16 protein-coding genes are annotated in these 16,130 nt (G+C 72.5%); 7 read left to right on the forward strand and 9 right to left on the reverse strand.

Annotation, left to right across the window (positions count from 1 at the left end):
* Positions 1-22 precede the first annotated feature (22 nt).
* The gene (locus Q5762_RS21205; RefSeq protein WP_315893761.1) at positions 23-616 is read right to left on the reverse strand and encodes a TetR/AcrR family transcriptional regulator; all 594 of its coding nucleotides are present in this window, start codon (positions 614-616) and stop codon (positions 23-25) included.
* Positions 613-2,265: a 3-hydroxyacyl-CoA dehydrogenase gene (locus Q5762_RS21210; RefSeq protein WP_315893762.1), complete on the reverse strand. Its 1,653-nt coding sequence runs from the start codon at positions 2,263-2,265 to the stop codon at positions 613-615. The genes Q5762_RS21205 and Q5762_RS21210 overlap by 4 nt, the downstream gene beginning before the upstream one ends.
* A gap of 189 nt (positions 2,266-2,454) precedes the next feature.
* Between Q5762_RS21210 and paaN the strand changes: the two genes are divergently transcribed.
* The gene (gene paaN / locus Q5762_RS21215; protein WP_315893763.1) at positions 2,455-4,149 is read left to right on the forward strand and encodes a phenylacetic acid degradation protein PaaN; all 1,695 of its coding nucleotides are present in this window, start codon (positions 2,455-2,457) and stop codon (positions 4,147-4,149) included.
* 57 nt (positions 4,150-4,206) lie between these two features.
* Here paaN and Q5762_RS21220 read toward each other — a convergent pair whose 3' ends face one another.
* Genes Q5762_RS21220 through Q5762_RS21230 form a run of 3 tightly spaced genes read right to left on the reverse strand, consistent with a single transcriptional unit; the run spans position 4,207 to position 6,886 of the window.
* Entirely contained in the window at positions 4,207-4,860 is a 654-nt protein-coding gene (locus Q5762_RS21220; protein WP_315893764.1) for a TrmH family RNA methyltransferase, read from the reverse strand.
* Positions 4,857-6,113, reverse strand: coding sequence for an HTTM domain-containing protein (locus Q5762_RS21225; protein ID WP_399495218.1), 1,257 nt, complete (start codon positions 6,111-6,113; stop codon positions 4,857-4,859). The genes Q5762_RS21220 and Q5762_RS21225 overlap by 4 nt, the downstream gene beginning before the upstream one ends.
* Positions 6,110-6,886, reverse strand: coding sequence for a DUF5819 family protein (locus Q5762_RS21230; protein WP_315893765.1), 777 nt, complete (start codon positions 6,884-6,886; stop codon positions 6,110-6,112). The genes Q5762_RS21225 and Q5762_RS21230 overlap by 4 nt, the downstream gene beginning before the upstream one ends.
* 113 nt (positions 6,887-6,999) lie before the next feature.
* Between Q5762_RS21230 and paaA the strand changes: the two genes are divergently transcribed.
* The 6 genes from paaA (at position 7,000) to Q5762_RS21260 (ending at position 11,942) form a co-directional block, all read left to right on the forward strand.
* The gene (paaA, locus tag Q5762_RS21235; protein ID WP_315893766.1) at positions 7,000-8,064 is read left to right on the forward strand and encodes a 1,2-phenylacetyl-CoA epoxidase subunit PaaA; all 1,065 of its coding nucleotides are present in this window, start codon (positions 7,000-7,002) and stop codon (positions 8,062-8,064) included.
* Positions 8,061-8,348 carry a 1,2-phenylacetyl-CoA epoxidase subunit PaaB gene (paaB, locus tag Q5762_RS21240; protein ID WP_315893767.1) on the forward strand — a complete coding sequence of 96 codons (288 nt, stop codon included), beginning with the start codon at positions 8,061-8,063 and terminating at the stop codon, positions 8,346-8,348. Before paaA ends, paaB begins: the two co-directional genes overlap by 4 nt.
* Positions 8,349-8,383: 35 nt before the next feature.
* Complete coding sequence (gene paaC / locus Q5762_RS21245; RefSeq protein WP_315893829.1) at positions 8,384-9,103, forward strand: 1,2-phenylacetyl-CoA epoxidase subunit PaaC; 720 nt, start codon at positions 8,384-8,386, stop codon at positions 9,101-9,103.
* Positions 9,097-9,630, forward strand: coding sequence for a 1,2-phenylacetyl-CoA epoxidase subunit PaaD (gene paaD / locus Q5762_RS21250; RefSeq protein WP_399495219.1), 534 nt, complete (start codon positions 9,097-9,099; stop codon positions 9,628-9,630). The genes paaC and paaD overlap by 7 nt, the downstream gene beginning before the upstream one ends.
* Entirely contained in the window at positions 9,631-10,719 is a 1,089-nt protein-coding gene (locus Q5762_RS21255) for a 2Fe-2S iron-sulfur cluster-binding protein (protein WP_315893768.1), read from the forward strand.
* An 89-nt stretch (positions 10,720-10,808) separates the two neighbouring features.
* Positions 10,809-11,942, forward strand: coding sequence for an acyl-CoA dehydrogenase family protein (locus Q5762_RS21260; protein WP_315893831.1), 1,134 nt, complete (start codon positions 10,809-10,811; stop codon positions 11,940-11,942).
* Positions 11,943-11,978: 36 nt separating this feature from the next.
* Here Q5762_RS21260 and Q5762_RS21265 read toward each other — a convergent pair whose 3' ends face one another.
* The 4 genes from Q5762_RS21265 to Q5762_RS21280 all read right to left on the reverse strand — a co-directional run bounded on the left by Q5762_RS21265 (position 11,979) and on the right by Q5762_RS21280 (position 16,099).
* A complete protein-coding gene (locus Q5762_RS21265; protein ID WP_315893769.1) occupies positions 11,979-12,323 on the reverse strand; it encodes a rhodanese-like domain-containing protein in 345 nt (114 codons plus the stop codon).
* A 60-nt stretch (positions 12,324-12,383) separates the two neighbouring features.
* Positions 12,384-13,223, reverse strand: coding sequence for a hypothetical protein (locus Q5762_RS21270; RefSeq protein ID WP_315893832.1), 840 nt, complete (start codon positions 13,221-13,223; stop codon positions 12,384-12,386).
* A gap of 308 nt (positions 13,224-13,531) precedes the next feature.
* Positions 13,532-14,980 (reverse strand): DUF2252 domain-containing protein, encoded by a 1,449-nt coding sequence (locus Q5762_RS21275; RefSeq protein WP_315893770.1) that lies wholly within the window; start codon positions 14,978-14,980, stop codon positions 13,532-13,534.
* Positions 14,981-15,094: 114 nt separating this feature from the next.
* On the reverse strand, positions 15,095-16,099 hold the full coding sequence (locus Q5762_RS21280; RefSeq protein ID WP_399495223.1) for a hypothetical protein: 1,005 nt from the start codon (positions 16,097-16,099) through the stop codon (positions 15,095-15,097).
* Between the last annotated feature and the right edge of the window lie 31 nt (positions 16,100-16,130).

Raw genomic sequence — 16,130 nt, forward strand, 5'->3', positions numbered from 1 at the left:
GAGAGGCACCCGCGGACGGGCCTCAGCGGGCCGTCCGCAGCCCGTCGAAGGCGAGGTGGGCGACGGTGTCGGCGAGCTGCTGCCCCTCCGCCTGGGCGCCCGGCAGCGGCCGGTACCACTCCACCAGCGAGTTGATCATGCCGAAGAGCAGCCGGGTGGCGAGCTTGATGTCCACATCGGCGCGCAGGTCGCCGTCGGCCACCGCGGCCTTCAGCAGGTCGGCCACCCTGTGGTCGAACTCCCGGCGCCGCTCCATCGCCCAGCGCTCGGTGTCCGTGTTGCCCCGGACCCGCAGCAGCAGCGTCACGTACGGCAGCTCGGCTATCAGCACCTCGACGGTGCGCCGGGTGACGTACTCGACCCGCTCGATGGCCCGCCCACGCCCGGCGTCCGGCTCGTCGAGGATCCCGAAGAGCCCGTCGAGCGCGCGGCTGACAGCCCTGCGCAGCAGCTCCTCCTTGCCCGCGACATGGTGGTAGATCGAGGACTTGGAGATCCCGGCGGCCTTGGAGAGGTGCTCCATCGACGTGCCGTCGTAACCGCGCTCGTTGAAGACCCCCACGGCGACGGAGAGCAGCGTCTCGGGCGTGTACGTGTCCCGCTTCGCGGTCGTCATGCCAGAGCCTCCTCGCCGGCCGTGTCCAAGTCCCGCCGGCCGGCCGTGTCGGCGTCCCGGTCCCGCCGGTCGGCCGCCGCCTGTTCCGCGGCGACGCGGCGGCGCAGCGCCTGCGACGGGGCGTAGCGGCCCGTCGGATACTCCTCGTGGAGGTTGGAGAGGGTCTCCAGGACCCAGCCCGCGCCCAGCTCCCCGGCCCAGGCGAGCGGCCCGCGCGGGTAGTTCACGCCGAGCCGCATCGCGGTGTCGATGTCGTCGGCGTCCGCCACCGCGCGCGTGGCGGCGTCGAAGGCGAAGTCGGCGAGCATCGCGACCGTACGGGCGACGATCATGCCGGGGATGTCACGGACGACGCTGACCTTCTTGCCGGCCGCCTGGAAAAGGCCGATCGCCTCCTTCAGGGCGGCGTCCTCCACGGTGGCCGCGGGCGCGAGGACGATCCGCTCACAGGTGGCGAAGTCCAGCGCCAGGTCGATGTGGACGACCGGCATCTCGGCGTCGTCGGCGGCCGTCCCGTCGGCGAGGAAGAGCCGGGTCCCGCTGGGCAGCTCGATCCAGCCCGGGTAGCCGGGCACGGCGTCGTCGGCGCGCTCGACGGCGATCCCGGACTCCTCGAACAGCCCCACCAGCGCCCGCGCCTGGTACAGGTCGCCCTGGACCGTGACCGACGCCGGCGGCTCGGCGGGCGGCGCGGTGTGCGGCTCGGGGGCCGTCACGCCCTCCCCGTACGGGAACCAGCCGTGCCCCGACTTTCGGCCGAGCCGCGCCGACTCGACCAGGCGTCGCTGCGCGAGCGACGGGGTGAACTTCGGGTCCTGGAAGAAGGAATCCCAGACGGACCGGGTGACGGACTCGTTGACGTCCTGGCCGATGAGGTCGGTCAACTCGAACGGGCCCATCCGGAAGCCGCCGCTCTCACGCAGGGCGGCGTCGATGGTGGCGGGGTCGGCCGCGCCCTCCTCGTACACCCGCAGCGCCTCGGCGTAGAAGGGCCGGGCGATCCGGTTGACGATGAAGCCGGGGGTGTCGGCGCAGCGCACCGGGGTCTTGCCCCAGCTCTTCGCGGTCTCGTACGCGCGCGTGGCGGCCGAGTCGTCGGTGGCGAAGCCGCTGACGACCTCGACGAGCGGCAGCAGCGGAGCCGGGTTGAAGAAGTGCAGTCCGACGAACCGGCCGGGCAGCCGCAGGCCTCCGGCGATCGCGGTGACGGAGAGGGAGGAGGTGTTGGTGGCGAGCAGGGTGTCGTCGCCGACGATCTTCTCCAGCTCGGCGAAGAGCCGCTGCTTGACCGGGAGCTGCTCGACGATCGCCTCGACGACCAGCGCGGCGTCGGCCAGTTCCGTCAGCTCGCGGGCGGCGTGCAGCCGCGCCACGGCGGCGTCGCGTCCGGCCGCGTCCATGCGCCCCTTCTGCACCAGCCGGTCCAGGCGGGCGGCGAGCGCGGCCACGGCCTCCTCGGCCCGGCCGGGGGCGCTGTCGTAGAGCCGTACGGGATGCCCGGCGACCAGCGCGACCTGCGCGATCCCCTGGCCCATGGTCCCCGTGCCGACGACGGCGACGGTACGGCTCCGGTCGAGGGCGTCGGCACCGGAATCCGGGGCCGTGGCCGGGGTGGCGTCCGACGCCGGGTCGCTCACATTGGCGGTCATACGACTGATCCTCCCCGATGAGTTGTCCACAGCTTCGACAGACCCCCTTGTCCCGACCGATCGTTCGGTTACTCTAACTCTGTCCGCTCGTCCCTGCCCACCCGTCTTCCGCGGCCATCCGCCGTGGAGGGCTCCGCGCAGCGTCACGCGCGCCGAACCGATCTAGCTCGACGAGGAGTTGGTCCCGCCATGGCCGCCGCTCAGCTGACCACCGACGCTCTGGCCGAGAAGCACCGGTCCACACTCGACCAGGCACTCGACACCATCCGCACCCGTGCCTACTGGTCGCCCCACCCCGAGCACCCCAAGGCCTACGGTGAGAACGGCTCGCTGGACGCCGCCGCCGGTCTCGAGGCGTACAAGGCCCTGCTGGACACCCGCTTCGAGCTGGACCAGCCCGGCACGGACGGCTGGACCGGCGAGGAGACCTCGCCGTACGGCCCGGCGCTCGGCATCGAGTACCCGCACGCCGACATCGACGTCCTGCTGCCCGCGATGCGCGCCGGCATGGCCGCCTGGCGCGACGCCGGCCCCGAGGTCCGCGCCCTGGTCTGCGTGGAGATCCTCGCCCGGATCTCCGCCCGCACCCACGAGTTCGCGCACGCCGTCATGCACACCAGCGGCCAGGCCTTCATGATGGCGTTCCAGGCGGGCGGCCCGCACGCCCAGGACCGCGGCCTGGAGGCGGTGGCGTACGCGTACGCGGAGCAGACCCGCACCCCGGGCGGCGCCGACTGGTCCAAGCCGCAGGGCAAGCGGGACCCGCTGGAGCTGACGAAGGCGTTCACCCCCGTCGCGCGCGGCATCGCGCTCGTCGTCGGCTGCAACACCTTCCCGACCTGGAACGGCTACCCGGGCCTCTTCGCCTCCCTCGCCACCGGCAACCCGGTCCTGGTCAAGCCGCACCCGCGCGCCGTCCTCCCGCTGGCGCTCACCGTCCGGGTCGCCCGCGAGGTCCTCGCCGAGTCCGGCTTCGACCCGAACCTGGTCGCGCTGGCCGTCGAGCGGCCCGGCGAGGGCATCGCCAAGACCCTGGCCGTCCGCCCCGAGATCCGGATCATCGACTACACCGGCTCCACCGCCTTCGGCGACTGGCTGGAGGCCAACGCCCGCCAGGCGCAGGTCTACACGGAGAAGGCCGGCGTCAACACGGTGGTCGTCGACTCCACCGACGACTACAAGGGGATGCTCTCCAACCTGGCGTTCTCGCTCTCGCTGTACAGCGGCCAGATGTGCACCACCCCGCAGAACCTGCTGATCCCCCGCGACGGCATCACCACCGACGCGGGCCCCAAGTCGTACGACGAGGTGGTCGCCGATCTGTCGGCGGCCGTCGGCGGTCTCCTCGGCGACGACGCCCGGGCGAACGCGCTGCTCGGCGCCCTGGTCAACCCGGACGTGAAGGCCCGCCTGGAGGCGGCCGCGAGCCTCGGCGAGGTGGCGCTGGCCTCCCGCGAGGTGGCGAACCCTGACTTCCCGGACGCCGTCGTCCGTACGCCGGTCATCGTCAAGCTGGACGGCTCCAAGCCGGACGCGGACGCGGCGTACTTCTCCGAGTGCTTCGGCCCGGTCTCCTTCGCCGTCTCCGTCGACTCGACGGCCGACGCGCTGGAGCTGCTGCGGCGCACGGTCCGCGAGAAGGGCGCGATGACGGTCGGGGCGTACACCACCTCGGCCGAGACCGAGCGCGCCGTCGAGGAGGTCTGCCTGGAGGAGTCGGCCCAGCTCTCGCTGAACCTGACGGGCGGGGTGTACGTCAACCAGACGGCGGCGTTCTCCGACTTCCACGGCTCCGGCGGCAACCCGGCGGCGAACGCGGCCCTGTGCGACGGAGCGTTCGTCGCCAACCGCTTCCGGGTGGTGGAGGTCCGCCGCCAGGCCTGACCCACGGCGCTCGCGGGGCCCTACGGGGCTCCGCGAGACCCAGGGCTCAGGGGTGAGCTAGGAGACCTCGGCGTACCGCTGCACCCACGCGTGCATCGCGACCGCCGCGGCGGCGCCCGCGTTGATCGAACGGGTCGAACCGAACTGGGCGATCGAGCAGACCATCTCCGCGTGGTTCCGGGCCTCCTCCGTGAGGCCCGGCCCCTCCTGGCCGAAGAGCAGCACACAGCGGCGCGGCAGCACGGTCCGCTCCAGCGGCACCGCGCCCGGCAGGTTGTCGATGCCGATGATCGGCAGCCCCTCGGCCGCCGCCCACGCCGTCAGCGACTCGGTGTCCGGGTGGTGGCGCACATGCTGGTAGCGGTCGGTGACCATCGCCCCGCGCCGGTTCCAGCGCCGCCGACCGACGATGTGGATCTCCTTCGCCAGGAAGGCGTTGGCGGTCCGCACCACCGACCCGATGTTGAAGTCGTGGCCCCAGTTCTCGACCGCGACATGGAAGTCGTGCCGCCGGGAGTCCAGGTCGGCGACGATCGCCTCCCGCGTCCAGTACCGGTAGCGGTCGACGACATTGCGCCGGTCCCCGCCGGCCAGCAGCTCCGGGTCGTAGCGCTCGCCGTCCGGCCAGGGCAGCGGATGCGGCCCGACACCGACCTCGGGGGCGTACCCCTCGTCGTACTGGATCGGCTCGGACTGTTCAGCGGTGCTCACCCCACGAGGGTACGGGGGGCGGCCTCCTCACCCGTACGGCGCTGGTCGGGCAGCGCACCGCGCGGTCGGCCCAGCAGCCGGTCCCTGCCGCGCCCCACCCGCGTGCCCAGCCACAGCAGGAACGCCGTCGGCAGGAACACCGCGTCGGCGGAGATCATCGCGAGCGAGAAGAGCGGGAGACCGAGGAGGACGGCGATGCCGGCGTGCTCCAGCATCATCGCGACCAGCAGGACGTTCTTGGCCTTCCGGTTGAGCAGGGCGAAGGGGAAGGCGACCTGGATCAGCACGGTGCCGTAGGTCAGCACCATCACCATCACGCCGCTGGAGGCCAGCAGGTCGGACAGGGCGGGCCAGGGCGAGAAGTAGTCCAGCTGGAGCGGGTAGTAGAGCGCGGTGCCGTCCTGCCAGCGCGAACCCTGGATCTTGTACCAGCCGGCCGTCGCGTAGATCAGACAGACCTCGGCCATGATCACGACGAGGGCGGCGTTGTGCGTGAGGTTGGCGAGGACGTCCAGGAGGGTGCGCGGCTCGCCCGGCGCGTAGCGGCACACCAGCCACCACAGCCCCTGCCCGAGCCACAGCACCCACAGCATCACCAGCAGCCAGGCCGAGCCGTTGGTGTCGGAGAAGTACGTGGCGGCGAGCAGCAGGCCGCCGAGCACCGTCCACAGCAGCGGCCCGACGACGTCCCGCCCCGGCGCCTGCCCGGCCTCCGCCGCCCGGGCCTCGCGGGCGGCCCGGCGGGCGTCCAGGGACCAGACCTGACCGCAGCGGGTCAGGACGAGGTAGATCGCGGCGAGGTGGACGACGTTGTCCCCGCCGTCGCCCACGAAGACGGAGCGATTCTGCAGGGACAGCACGCCGACCATGAAGACCACCGACAGGGCACGGGTGTGCCAGCCGAGCAGCAGCAGAACGGCGGAGAGCACGGCGAGCGCGTAGACGATCTCGAACCAGAGCGCGCTGTCCGACCACATCAGCACCGTGAACGCGTCGTTCTGCGCGATCAGCTGCCGGCCCATCTCCCACGCCCAGGGGCTGTCGGGGCCGTACAGCTCATGGCGGCGTGGCAGCTCGCGCAGCAGGAAGAGCAGCCAGGTGAGCGAGAAGCCGATGCGGACGATCGCCGTCTGGTATGGGCCGAGGGCGGAGGCGGTGACCCGCTGGATGCCCCGCGCGAGCCGACGGTCGAACGGCTCGCGGGGCGCGGAGACGGCGTTCCCGGGCCCCGGGGGTGTGGATGATCGGTTCACCGGCCTGCCTCCGTGCGGTCGTCCCGCGCCCCGCCCGGCAGATCGGCGGCGCTCACCTTCCACCACGGAAGCTCCCGGTGGACGGGGTCCGTGTTCGTCTTCTCGGTGCTCCACGGCGGGGCGGGAACGGCGCGGGTGGTGGAGCGGAGCTGGATCCGCTCCACCGTGCCGCCGAGGTTCTCGCCGTCGAGACGGAGCATGACGATCCGGCGGACGTACTCCTCGGAGAGGCGGCCGCGCAGACCGTTGGGCCGATGGTCCTCGGTGTGGGAGTTGAGATAGAAGTCCCACGCCCGGCGGAGCTCGTTCTGTTCGGTGTGGCTGGGCACGAGGCTGCCGCGGATCGCCTCCGCGTCCTGCGCGGTCAGATCGATCCAGCCGGTGGTGCGGCTCGGGGCGCCGCCCGAACCCGCGATCTCGGCGCGGACCTGGACGGCGACGTTCTGCTGGAGCGGGTTGGGGGCGAACAGCTTCCAGTTCTGCTCGAACTCGGGATAGATCCATTCGTCCACAGCCGCGCCGTGCTGCTTGGTCAGCGTGTTCGAGGGCGCGACGTGCAGGAACACCATCGCGAGGTGGACACCGGCGAAGACCGTCACGCCGGCGAGGGCCACGGCCGCCGCGACCTGGTACGGGAAGGAGAGCGTGGCGATCCCGGCGCCGTGGACGCGTCGGGGCGTGTCCGCGCGTGGCGCCGGTCCGGGCCCCGGTGCGGGCCCCGGTTCGGGCGAGGAATGCGCCTCGCGTACGTCCGCGTCGTCGTGCGCTGCCATCCCGCCCCGATCCCGATCCGTACGCCCTCGGTCATCCACAGGGTTGACACCATACGGGCCGCCGACCGACCATTGAAGTCATTCAACCGAACGATCGGTCGGTAGGGAGTGCGATGACCGCAGGGACGGCAGCGACCGCAGTGACCGCGGACGCACAGGACGCGCGGGCGGCCGCGCAGAGCGCGCCGGACACGGCCGCCGCGGCAGCCGAGGCAGCGGCGCAGGCGGCCTACGAGGCGGTGTTCGACGCCGCCGTCGCCGCCGACGAGCGCATCGAACCGCGCGACTGGATGCCCGACGCGTACCGGGCCTCCCTCGTCCGCCAGATGGCCCAGCACGCCCACTCCGAGATCATCGGCATGCAGCCGGAGGCCAACTGGATCACCCGCGCGCCCTCGCTGCGCCGCAAGGCGATCCTCATGGCCAAGGTCCAGGACGAGGCGGGCCACGGGCTCTATCTGTACAGCGCGGCGGAGACCCTCGGCACCAGCCGCGACGAGCTGCTCGACAAGCTCCACTCCGGCCGCCAGAAGTACTCCTCGATCTTCAACTACCCCACGCTGACCTGGGCCGACGTCGGCGCGATCGGCTGGCTCGTGGACGGCGCCGCCATCACCAACCAGGTCCCGCTCTGCCGCTGCTCGTACGGTCCGTACGCCCGCGCGATGGTCCGCGTCTGCAAGGAGGAGTCCTTCCACCAGCGCCAGGGGTACGAAGCGCTCCTCGCCCTCTCCCAGGGCACCGAGGAGCAGCACGCCATGGCGCAGGACGCGGTGAACCGCTGGTGGTGGCCCTCGCTGATGATGTTCGGCCCGCCGGACGACGCGTCGGCGCACTCCGCCCAGTCCATGGCCTGGAAGATCAAGCGCCACTCCAACGACGAGCTGCGCCAGCGGTTCGTGGACATCGCCGTCCCCCAGGCCGAGGCCCTCGGACTCACCCTCCCGGACCCCGACCTGCGGTGGAACGAGGAGCGCGGACACCACGACTTCGGCGCCATCGACTGGGCCGAGTTCCAGGACGTCCTGAAGGGCAACGGCCCCTGCAACGAGCAGCGGCTCGACCGGCGCCGCCGGGCCCACGAGGACGGGGCCTGGGTCAGAGAAGCAGCGGCGGCATACGCCGACAAGCACACGCCCGCGGCAGCGCGGGACACGCACGGGGAGGCACGGGCATGACCACCGACGGATGGCCCCTGTGGGAGGTGTTCGTGCGCTCGCGCCGCGGACTGTCCCACACCCACGCCGGCAGCCTGCACGCGCCGGACGCCGAGATGGCGCTGCGCAACGCCCGCGACCTGTACACCCGCCGTAGCGAAGGCGTCTCGATCTGGGTGGTGCCGTCCGCGGCGATCACCGCCTCCTCGCCCGACGAGAAGGACCCGTTCTTCGAGCCGTCGGCGGACAAGCCCTACCGCCACCCGACCTTCTACGAGATCCCCGAGGGGGTGAAGCACCTGTGAGCGAGACCACCGACACCACCATGTCCGACACCACCATGTCCGGCGCCGGGATCACCGAAGCCGCCCTGGCCCTCGGCGACGACGCCCTCGTACTCTCCCACCGGCTGGGGGAGTGGGCGGGCGACGCGCCCGTCCTGGAGGAGGAGGTCGCCCTCGCGAACATCGCGCTCGACCTGCTCGGCCAGGCCCGCGTCCTGCTCTCCCTCGTCGGGGACGAGGACGAACTCGCCTACCTCCGCGAGGAACGCGCCTTCCGCAACACCCAGCTCGTCGAGCAGCCCAACGGCGACTTCGCCCACACCATCGCCCGCCAGCTCTACTTCTCCACCTACCAGCGACTCCTCCACGGACAGCTGGCGGCCGGCGACGGCCCCCTGAGCGGACTCGCGGCGAAGGCCGTCAAGGAAGTCGCGTACCACCAGGACCACGCCGAGCACTGGACCCTCCGCCTCGGCGACGGCACCCCCGAGAGCCACGAGCGCATGCAGCGCGCCTGCGACGCCCTCTGGCGCTACACCGGCGAGCTGTTCCAGCCCGTCGCGGGCCTCGACGTGGACCACGAGGCCCTGCGGGCCGCCTGGCTCGACTCGATCACGACCGTCCTCGAACGGGCCACCCTCACCGTCCCCGACGGCCCGCACACCGGCGGCTGGCGCGCCGGAGCCGGCCGACAGGGCCTGCACACCGAGCCCTTCGGGCGGATGCTCGCCGAAATGCAGCACCTGCACCGCAGCCACCCGGGGGCGTCATGGTGACCACCACGACCGACCTGGCCGACCTGGCCGACCGCGAGATGACCGCCCTGGAGCGGGAACTGAGCCGGATCGCCGGCGCCGTACCCGACCCCGAGCTGCCCGTCCTCACCCTCGGAGAGCTCGGCGTCCTGCGCGGCGTCCAGATCCTCGGCCCCGGCCGCGTCGAGGTCGAGCTGACCCCGACGTACACCGGCTGCCCCGCGATCGAGGCGATGTCCTCGGACATCGAGCACGCCCTGCACGAACACGGCGTCCCCGACGTCTCCGTCGTCACGGTCCTCGCACCCGCCTGGTCCACCGACGACATCAGCGACGAAGGACGGCGCAAACTCGCCGAGTTCGGCATCGCCCCGCCCCGCCCTCAGGGCCCGGCCGGCGGCCCCGTCCCCCTCACCCTCGCGATCCGCTGCCCGAACTGCGGCTCCACCGAGACCGAACTGCTCAGCCGGTTCTCCTCCACCGCCTGCAAGGCGCTGCGCCGCTGCACGGTCTGCCGCGAACCGTTCGACCACTTCAAGGAGTTGTAGATGCAGTCCTCAGGCTCCGGACGGGCCGGGTTCCATCCGCTCCGGGTGAGCGAGGTCGAGCAGCTCACGGACGACTCGGTGGCCGTCACCTTCGCCGTCCCGGCCGAGCTGCGCGACGCCTACCGCCACACCCCCGGCCAGCACCTCGCCCTGCGCCGCACCGCACAGGACGGCGAGGAGATCCGCCGTACGTACTCGATCTGCGCGCCGGCCACCCCCACCGGCCAGGACCCCGTCCTGCGCGTCGGCATCCGGCTGGTCGACGGCGGCGAGTTCTCCACCTACGCCCTGAAGGAACTGGCCGTCGGCGACACCGTCGACGTCATGGAACCGATGGGACGCTTCACGCTCACGCCCCGCCCCGGCCACTTCGCCGCCGTCGTCGGCGGCAGCGGCATCACACCCGTCCTGTCCATGGCGGCAACCCTCCTCGCCGCGGAACCAGACGCCCGGTTCTGCCTCATCCGCAGCGACCGCACCGCCTCCTCCACGATGTTCCTGGACGACGTCGCCGACCTCAAGGACCGCTTCCCCGACCGCTTCCAGCTCGTCACCGCGCTCTCCCGCGAAGAGCAGCAGGCGGGCCTGCCGTCCGGGCGCCTCGACCAGGAGCGCCTCACCGGCCTGCTCCCCGCGCTGCTGCCCGTCGACGACATCGACGGCTGGTTCCTGTGCGGACCCTTCGGGCTCGTCACAGCCGCCGAACGCGCCCTGCGCGGCCTCGGCGTCGACCGCTCCCGGATCCACCAGGAGATCTTCCACGTAGACGACGGGTCGGCCCCCGCCCCCGCGCCCCGGACCGACGCCCCCGTGCACGCCACACTCACCGCCACCCTCCACGGCCGCTCCGGCAACTGGCCCGTGCAGGAAGGCGAGACGCTCCTCGAAACGGTGCTCCGCGCCCGCGCCGACGCCCCGTACGCCTGCAAGGGCGGCGTGTGCGGCACCTGCCGCGCCTTCCTCGTCGACGGCGAGGTGCGCATGGACCGCAACTTCGCGCTGGAACCGGAGGAGACCGAGGCCGGCTACGTCCTGGCCTGCCAGTCCCGCCCCGCCACCCCCGAGGTGGAGCTGGACTTCGACCGCTGACCGCACCGTCCCCACGCGCGGCCATTCCCTTCCCCTAGAACCTGTTCTATCTTGACGATCCGTCAGACAGGCAACGGGAGGGCATGGCCGTGGACTTCACCTTCACCGAGGAACAGCAGGCGGCCGTCGAGGCGGCCAAGGCGGTCTTCTCCGGCGTCGCACCCGACTCCGTACCGAGCCCCGCGCTCACCCCCGGAGCCGTCGCCGACGACTTCGACCGCCCGCTCTGGTCCCGCCTCGCCACCGCCGACCTGCTCGGCCTCGTCCTCGCACCCGAACACGGCGGCGCCGGCCTCGACACCATCGCCCTCTGCCTCGTCCTGCGCGAATCCGCCCGCGTCCTCGCCCGCGTCCCCCTCCTGGAGACCAGCGCGGTCGCCATGACCGTCGAACGGTACGCCGACCCGCGCACCGCCGCGGAACTCCTCCCCCGCGTCGGCCGCGGCGAACTCGTCCTCACCGCCGCCGCCAACGGCCGCACGGGCCACGACCCCGCCGAACTCGCCGTCACCGCCCACCGCGACGGCACCGACTGGGTCCTCGACGGCCTCCAGAGCGCCGTCCCCTGGGCCCACGGCGCCGACCGGATCGCCGTCCCCGCCCACACCGCCGAAGGACAGGCCGTCCTCGCCCTGCTCCCGCGCACCCACCCCGGCCTCACCCTGGCCGCACAGTTCTCCACCAGCGGCGAACTCCTCGCCGAACTCCACCTGGAATCCGTACGGCTCGACAGCGCCGACGTCATCGACACCGACGGCGCCTGGGACTGGCTCCGCGGCGTCCTCGCCACCGGCACCTGCGCCCTGGCCCTCGGCCTGGCCGAGAACGTCCTCACCATGACGAGCCAATACACCGGCAAACGCGAACAGTTCGGCCACCCCGTGGCCACCTTCCAGGCCGTCGCCGTCCAGGCCGCCGACCGCTACATCGACCTGCGCGCCATGGAAGTCACCCTCTGGCAGGCCGCCTGGCGCATCAGCACCGGAGCGGGCGGCCCGCTGCCGCCCGCCGCCGACATCGCCGTCGCCAAGATCTGGGCCTCGGAAGGCGTACGGCGCGTGGTGCAGACGGCCCAGCACCTGCACGGCGGCTTCGGCGCAGACACCGACTACCCGCTGCACCGCTACCACGCCTGGGCCAAACAGATCGAACTCGCCCTCGGCCCCGCCGCGGCCCACGAAGAAGCCCTGGGCGACCTCCTGGCCGCCCACCCGCTCGGCTGATCAGAGCCAGGACCGCGCCCCGGGGTCAGTAAGGGATCAGGCCACAAAACCCGGGGTGCCGGACTCCGACACCACAGGCCGTCCGGCCGCGTCCCAGGCGATCATGCCGCCGTCGACGTTCACCGCGTCGATCCCCTGCTGCACCAGATACTGCGTGACCTGCGCAGACCGGCCACCGACCCGGCACATCACATACGCCCGACGCCCGTCGGCCACGGCCTCGGTCACCTCACCGAAGCGCGCCACGAAGCCGCTCATCGGCACGTGCAGCGCACCCTCGGCGTGACCGGCCGTCCACTCGTCGTCCTCGCGGACGTCCAGCACCAGGGCGTCGGCCGGCACGGAAGCCACGTCCACCGAGGGGAGCGGGGCGAAGTTCATGGGACAGGCCTTCTCTCGTACGAACGGCTCGAGGATCGAGCCCTAAGAAACCTACTGCACCTACTGCTCCTGCACCGGCCGTGCCAACGCGGCCAGCTCGGACTCCCGCTCGGAGACCTGCGCGAGCAGCTGCTCGGCGATCTCCTCCAGAAGCTGGTCGGGGTCGTCGGGCGCCATCCGCAGCATCGCCCCGATCGCACTCTCCTCCAGCTCCCGCGCGACCAGGGTCAGCAGCTCCTTGCGCTGCGAGAGCCACTCCAGCCGCGCGTACAGCTCCTCGCTCTCGCTGAGCCGCTCCGGCTCGGGCACCGGGCCGGCCGCCCACTCGGCGGACAGCTCGCGCAGCAGCGCGACGTCACCACGGGCATAGGCCGCGTTCACGCGGGTGATGAACTCCTCGCGGCGCTTGCGCTCGTCCTCTTCACGCGCCAGGTCCGGGTGAGCCTGCCGGGCCAGCTCCCGGTACAGCTTCCGGGCCTCCTCGCCGGGCCGGACCCGCTTGGGCGGCTGCACGGGCTGCTCGGTCAGCATGGCCGCGGCCTCGGGGGAGAGCCCGTCGGAGTCGATCCAGTCGTGGAAGAGCTCCTCGACGCCGGGCATCGGCATCACGACGGCCCGCGCCTCCTGCGCCCGCCGCAGATCCTCCGGATCCCCGGTCCGGGCCGCGCGCGCCTCGGCGATCAGCGCGTCCAGCTCGTCGAGCCGCGCGTACATCGGCCCGAGCTTCTGGTGGTGCAGCCGGGAGAAATTGTCGACCTCGACGCGGAAGGTCTCCACCGCGATCTCGAACTCGATCAGCGCCTGCTCGGCCACCCGCACGGCCCGCTCCAACCGAGCCTCAGGCCGCTCCGCCCCACCACCAGCACCCTCCCCGGCACTCGCCGCGTTCCCGGCGCCCACGCCGGCACCAGTGCCGTCGTCGGCGCCCGCGCTCGCAGCGTCGCCGGCGCCCGCGCCCGTGGCAGGGGCGTCAGCGCCCACGGCGGCACTCGTGCCCGCGCTGCTGTCGGTGCCGTCGCCGGCGCCCGCGCTGGTTCCCGTGCCCGCGCCCGGGTCCACGTCCTGGTCCACGCCCACGTCCTCGCTCCGGTCCGTCACCCCACCAGCCTACGATCCCCCGGGGGGCCCTCCCCCCTCCCTCCCCCCGCCCCCGTCCCCCGGTCTCCCCGTGGCCCGTGGCTGCCCCGTGTGCGGGCAGGTCTGGGCCGTCACACTCCGAGCTCGGCCGCTATCCGGCCGTTGCGTACCGCCGTCACCAGGTCGGCGTGGTCTGCCGTGGTGACGTCGGCGTAGGCGACGGCGAAGGACGCGACGGCCTCATCGAGCTCCTCGCTCTTGCCGCAGTAGCCCGCTATCAGGCGCGGGTCGGCGCTGTGGGCGTGGGCGCGGGCCAGCAGGGCGCCGGTCATGCGGCCGTAGTCGTCGACCTGGTCGGGGGTGAGCGCGGCCGGGTCGACGCTGCCCTTGCGGTTGCGGAACTGGCGCACCTGGAACGGTCGTCCCTGCACGGTGGTCCAGCCGAGCAGGATGTCGCTGACGACCTGCATCCGCTTCTGCCCGAGCACCACGCGCCGCCCCTCGTGCCCCGCGTCCGGGACGGTGAAGCCGACGGCCGGAAGGTGGGGGAGCAGCGCGGTGGGCCGTGCCTCCTTCACCTGGAGGACGAGCGGCTCGCCCCGGTGGTCGAGCAGCAGCACCACGTACGAGCGGGTGCCGACGCTGCCGGTGCCGACGACGCGGAAGGCGACGTCGTGGACGGCGTACCGCGCGAGCAGCGGCAGCCGGTCCTCCGAGACGGTGTCCAGGTAGCGGCCGAGGGCCGCGGCGACGGCGGCCGCCTCCTCGTCCGGTACGCGCCGCAGGACGGGCGGCGCGGCCACGAACCGTCGGCCTCCTCCGTCGGCGTCGGTGACGGACTCGGTCGATTTGGCGGCGAAGCGTGCGCTGGTGTTGTTCCGTGCCTTGGCGGAGACCCGTTCGAGGGTGCCGATCAGGTCGCGGGCGTCGGTGTGGGAGACGAGCTCCTCGTCGGCTATCGCGTTCCAGGCGTCGAGTGCGGGGAGCTTGGCCAGCAGGCGCATGGTCCGCCGGTAGGCGCCGACGGTGTCGAACGCGGCGGCGCGGCAGGTGTCCTCGCTCGCGCCCACTTCCCGGCCGGCGAGCACCAGGGAGGTGACGAGTCGCTTGAGGTCCCATTCCCAGGGGCCGACGACGGTCTCGTCGAAGTCGTTGAGGTCGATGACGAGCCGGCCGCGGGCGTCTCCGTAGAGGCCGAAGTTGGCGGCGTGCGCGTCGCCGCATATCTGGGCGGCGACGCCGGTGACGGGGGAGCCGGTCAGGTCGTGGGCCATGAGCCCGGCGGAGCCGCGCAGGAACGCGAAGGGGCTCGCTGCCATGCGTCCGACGCGGATGGGTGCCAGTTCCGGAACGCGGTCGCGGCTGGACTCCTCGACAGCGCGGACGGCGTCGGGCCGGTCGGCTGCGGGGACGAGGGTGTCGTGGGCGGCGCGCGGGACGCGCGTCCGCAGGGACTTGCCTTGTTCCTTCGGGGAGTCGGTGACTCCCGCGGCGGCTCGCCGGGCGAATCCGGGCACGTGTGGAACGCGCCCGCTCTCCGTGTCTCGCTGTCCCGGTACCGCTGCTCGGACCTCGCCCATGGGACGTCCTCCCCCGATTCGTGCTGTTCTGTCCCGTCCAACATCAACTGGGATGACGGTACGCCGGGTTCGGCGGCCCGTCTTCCCCTGTGGACAACGGCCTGTGGACAACGTTCAGACCCCGACGGCCTCTTCCGTTTCCTGCTCGAGTTCCTGCTCAGCCGCAGCCTCGGCCTCCGGCTTCGATGCCGTCGGCTCGGCCGGTACGGCGGCGGTCGGGTGACGGCGCGCCTCGGCAAGGCTCGCGCACACCATGACGGCAGTTCCGGCGAGGAACCACAGGGCGAGGACCAGGAGGTGTCTGCCGAGCGCGTGGCCGTCGAAGTAGACGTGGCTGCGGACTCCCTCGACGAAGCCGGCGCCGTTCCAGAACGCGTGCAGGGCGCCGAAGAGGCCGGGCTGCAGTTCGGGACGGTAGATCCCGCCGGAGCTGGTGAAGTTGAGCATGACGAACAGGACCATCACGCCGAGGGTGGTCCAGCGGCGCAGGAAGGTGTGGAGTCCGACGCCGATGAGCAGGATGCCGGCCGAGTAGAGCCAGGACATCGCCCAGACTCCGCCGAGTCCGTGGTCGACGAGGTGGAACATCGGCCCGGCGAAGACGGTGCCGACGAGGCTGACGACGAGGGACATTCCGGCGGCGAGCAGGGCGCGGACGCGCAGGGGCAGAACGGCGCCGGCGCCGCCGATGACGGCGACGGACGCGTACGAGCCGATGCTGAGCGCGACCAGGAGGAAGAAGACGCCCTGCCCGGTGGGGTCGCCGTCCGAGACGGGGGCGACGTCGGTGACCTTGAGGGGCGCGTCCTGTCCGGCCGCGACCTTGGTGAAGACCTTCTCGACGGCCATGGCGCTGGTGTCGGAGGAGGCGGTGGCGACGAGCAGTTCGGGGTGGGTGCCGGGGATGTAGGCGCCGAAGGAGTGCTGCTCGCGCAGCGCGGCGACGGCCGTCTCCCGGTCGGGGACGGTGCGGACGTCGAGGGCGCCGGCGCCCTTGTCGTGGAGGGTCTGGGCGAGGACCTGGGTGGTGGGTCCGGAGCCGACGACGTCGACGCGCAGGTCGTGGGGGTGGGGGGCGTGGAAGGCGCCGAGGTAGGCGAGTCCCATGCCGACGCACATCAGCAGGGGGGTGAGCAGATGCCCGAGCACG

The sequence above is a fragment of the Streptomyces sp. P9(2023) genome, from assembly GCF_032436795.1.
In the GTDB taxonomy this organism is placed as follows: Bacteria; Actinomycetota; Actinomycetes; order Streptomycetales; family Streptomycetaceae; genus Streptomyces.